Source organism: Chthonomonas sp. (assembly GCF_035294165.1).
In the GTDB taxonomy this organism is placed as follows: Bacteria; Armatimonadota; Chthonomonadetes; order Chthonomonadales; family Chthonomonadaceae; genus Chthonomonas.
In genome coordinates, this window is sequence record NZ_DATGLN010000148.1 from 1 (window position 1) to 3963 (window position 3963).

Here is a 3963-nt window from a genome sequence, read left to right on the forward strand (position 1 = left end):
GGAGACGCTATAGGTGGCGAAATGGTTGTGCGTCATGCTGTAGAGCGCCCAAATGGTCTCGGCACAAAACTCCGCAAGAATGATGCCTAAGGCCACCTGGTGCAACTTGTCGTGCCCTTTGAGGCCGTAGTACTTCTCCACAAAGAGTTTAATGAGGTAGACGATCAGGAGGCCAAACCAGAAGTAGTCGAGGCCGAAATTCATGGCGAGCGCATACCCTACCGGATGGAAAGGGAAGCCCGGCACTTGAAACCGAATGAAATCGAGCAACAGCACCACGCAGAAGCCGATGAGGACGAACAGAATGGCTACGATGTTGGGAGGTTGGTGCTTGGTGGTAAAAGAGCTGACGGTGCCGGATACATCGCCGCCAACATCGCCGGCACCCCATACATATCCGCGATAGATATAGATGAGGTGCCCGAGAATGCTGCCGACCACCATGGCCAGCAGGATGGCAATGAAGAGCGCACGCTGATTGATGCGCGCTCGTTCGCCCATTTTCATGGCTTCGAGTTGATGCGGCATGGGGTGGGTACGATGGATACGGTTCAAGAAGAAGAAGGTGTTGACCATGCGGCTGACCCCGGCTTCAGGTAGGTTTTGGGTACCGGCAAAATCCACAATCATCTGGTTCGGCCCCATGAAGGCCATCTCATGCGATGGAGGGCCGACCTGTGCCCGCATACGGGTGAGAGCGACGCTAAAGATAAGGAATAGAACGATAGTAACAAAAGTCATCCATAGAGGGATGCCGATGTCCACCCCGATGACACAGAGGGCTACGACGCTAAGCACAAGGCCGGCAAAGGCGACTCGATGCGGAACCCCCCGATCTCCTGGGGGATGACCGTGAAGTATCTGTTGCCATACCTCTCGAAGATAGCCACGGGCCACCCAAATCGCCATCACGAAAAGCCCGATGAAAGCTCCCCAGCTCTGTTCACTGAAGTAGGGTGGGCTTGGCACGAGACCACCGCCGCCAAAAACGCCCGCGCTTTGCGTGTAGCCTATGGCGTAGGTGAAGACCTGAAGCGCCTTGCGGAAAAAGAAGAAAAAGATGCAAGAGAAGAGCAGATCGGTGGGCATGAAGAAGCCAATGACGGCCATGTAAGGAAAGATGCCGATGGGAGTCCAACCGATGGCATTGAAGGGCGGGTTGGGGAAAAGTTGCTGGAGGTCTCCGATAAAGCGCACATTGATGAGGGGCAGATTTGGATAAAACTGATGAAATCCATTGATGATGTCAATGGTGAACATAATGAGGAAGGCGCCGGTAAAGTAGCGATTTTTCCAGAGGGGGAGGCGTCCGGCGCCCATCTGCACGACGGCGAGGGGCAACTGAATGATGGGGAAGGCAAGTTTTTCGCGGTTTGTCCACTCGTCGCGCATGAGGCTGTTGATGCAGAGCATGGCGAAACCGACAAGCCCCACGATGAGAGTCCACCCTAAGATATAGCTCCACCAGAGATGAAGGTGGGTTAGAAAATAGTGAAAGCCATGCCCGCCATCCCGATAATCTTTGAACTTATCGGCGTCTTTGTAGGGCACGAAGAGCCAGGTGGCGATGTAGGGCAGAATTTTGTTGCGGTAGTCGGAGTTGCTGCTGGCATAGAGGGCATAGGTGGCGATATGAGGGTTAATGATGTTCATCCACTCGGCGCAGATGGCGCCCAGCACGGTTTGCATGCCGTAAAAGATGATCAGTTCCCCTTCGGTGAGTGCCCATCGCTTTGAGATTTTACGGACACCGAGATTGATAACGGCAACGACGAAGGTCATAATGACCGGTGGTATCATCAACGAGAAGATGACATCAACAACCTGGTCGGCCGTCCAATAGGCGGTTAGAGGGGCTAAAAGAAGCGCTAGGAGCGTGACGCGAAGGCTGATCCAGCCCCTCCCTTGAGGCCTCTCTTCCGAGAGCGTTGTTTCAAAACTTTCTTCGATTTTAGGATAGTTCGCCACGTTATTTTGTTACGGTTGAGCGATGAGTGTGTGATTCTGAAGCGCCCTAACTACGGGCACACGAAGTGCAGAGAGGGTGCTGGTGCCCGAACTGGAGAAAGCAACACCGTTTGCCCTTTCAGTTTACCGCATAGAAGTCCGTTTTGCCAAAACATGGGGAATGAGGAACCCCTTTCTGTCACCTGCTAGAGGGTGCGAATTCGCTCAAAAAGGGATTGGCGATCGAACTGGCGACCGCTTTCGAGGGTCTTTTGGAAAGGCTCAGCGCCGAGCGTGGCGCTGAGTTGAGCGCGTAGCCGTTCCTGAGCGCTTTTGCGGATGGGGGGAATGGGCATGTCGAGAAGCGCCGCATATTGGTCGTGGGCACCGAGAAGTTGGGCGGCAAGGGGGTAATTCCTTTGGGCGGCTGCCAGTTCGGCAGCGGTTTCGATGACGAGGAGACAGAGGAAGTGGCTGGAGAACTCGCGGCAGGCATCGGCGGCCTCATGCAGAATCGCCGCCGCTTGGGAAAGCTCGCCAAGGCGGATGAGGGTAAGACTGCAATCGCAGAGGGCCGTGGCCGCATTAACGCGATTGCCGAGCTGTTGAAAAAGCTGGGCGCTCTGTTCGCCATGGTCAAGGGCCTCTTCCAACTCGCCCTTTTCACGTGCAATATGGCCGAGGGTAAGCAGAGAGAAAGCGATGCCGCGTTTATCGCCGAGCTGTTGGCGGAGGTTAAGGCTTCTACGGCAAAAGGCTTCCGCTTGAGCGTAGTCCCCACGCAAGAGAGCGACTCCGCCGAGATTGTTTAGAGAGGCAGCAAGTCCTTTTCGATCCAGAAACTCCTCGCGCATCTCGATACTTTCCTGGTAGTATTTTGCAGCCTCCGCGTATTTGCCCAAGAAGAGCGCAACGTTGCCAAGGGCATGGAGCAGGTTTGCAATGCCCCTTTGGTCTTTGAGAGCGCGGCGAATCTCCAGGGCCTCCATGTAGTAGGTTCGGGCTAGGGTGCATTCGTTGCGGGCCAGGGCGGAATCGCCCAGCCCTTGAAGGGCTTCTGCCATGCCGATGCGAAAATCGAAATTTTTTAGCGTTTCATAGGCGGCAGCGAAGCGGGTGAAAGCGGTATCGTAATCTCCTCGGGCATGTGCGATCTCTCCTTCCACCACGCGAGCATGGGCAGCAGTAAGCAGTTCGTTATGTTGTAATGACAGCTGCAAACTCTCTCGGATCGAGGATTCGGCCAAACCATAATTTCCCTGTTTGCAGGCCAGGGAGGCAAGCACATGCAAGGCCTTTGCTTTCAGCGGTGTGGGAGGAACTTCCTTTTCTTGGAGAAGATGCTGGAGGAGGTCCTGACCTTCCTGTAGTTGGTCACGTGCGAGCCAATAGCGCCAGAGAGCGATGGCCATGCGCAGGCGAGGCTCTATCGGCAAATTTGGATGCGTAAGCACAGCCCGCAGATTATCGTTATCCCGCTCTAGGCGAGCCAACCACTCCTCTTGTTCGGAGCCGGGAATGTGCGTAGCGGCCTCTTCGACCCACTGTGTAAACCACAGAGCATGGCGTTCTCGGAGGACGGGTTCTTCTCCACTTTGTTGCAGAAGCTCTAGCCCATACTGGCGCATAGGCTCGAGGAGTGAAAATCGGTCGGCATGCGTATCGTAGTTCACGAGGGAGCGGTCGGTAAGAATAGAGAGTGTGTCAAGGATGTCATAGGTAGGCAAAAAGGCCTCATCGTTCGAGCGGTTGTCGGTATCGGCACAGATAGCCTCGGCCGCTTCGAGAGTCCATCCTCCCGTGAAGATGGCCAGACGTTGCAGCAGTCGCTTTTGAGGTGGGGTGAGGGGAGTATAGCTCCAGTCGAGGGCGGCTCGGAGGGTTTTATGGCGCGAGATGCTGGTGCGTGGTGATTGCGAAAGCAGACGGAACATATCGCTAAGATGCGACTCGATATCTTTAGGCGAAAGGGCCCGACAGCGGGCGGCAGCAAGTTCGATGGCGAGCGGAATGCCA

2 protein-coding genes are annotated in these 3963 nt (G+C 55.2%); both read right to left on the minus strand.

Going from position 1 to position 3963, the window contains the following annotated elements; translation table 11 throughout:
• A partial coding sequence (locus VKV29_RS07255; RefSeq protein WP_324200640.1) for a DUF6785 family protein occupies window positions 1-1968 on the minus strand: 1968 nt, incomplete at its 3' end.
• Window positions 1969-2153: 185 nt separating this feature from the next.
• Window positions 2154-3963: ATP-binding protein (locus VKV29_RS07260; protein WP_324200641.1), on the minus strand; the 1810-nt coding region annotated here is incomplete at its 5' end.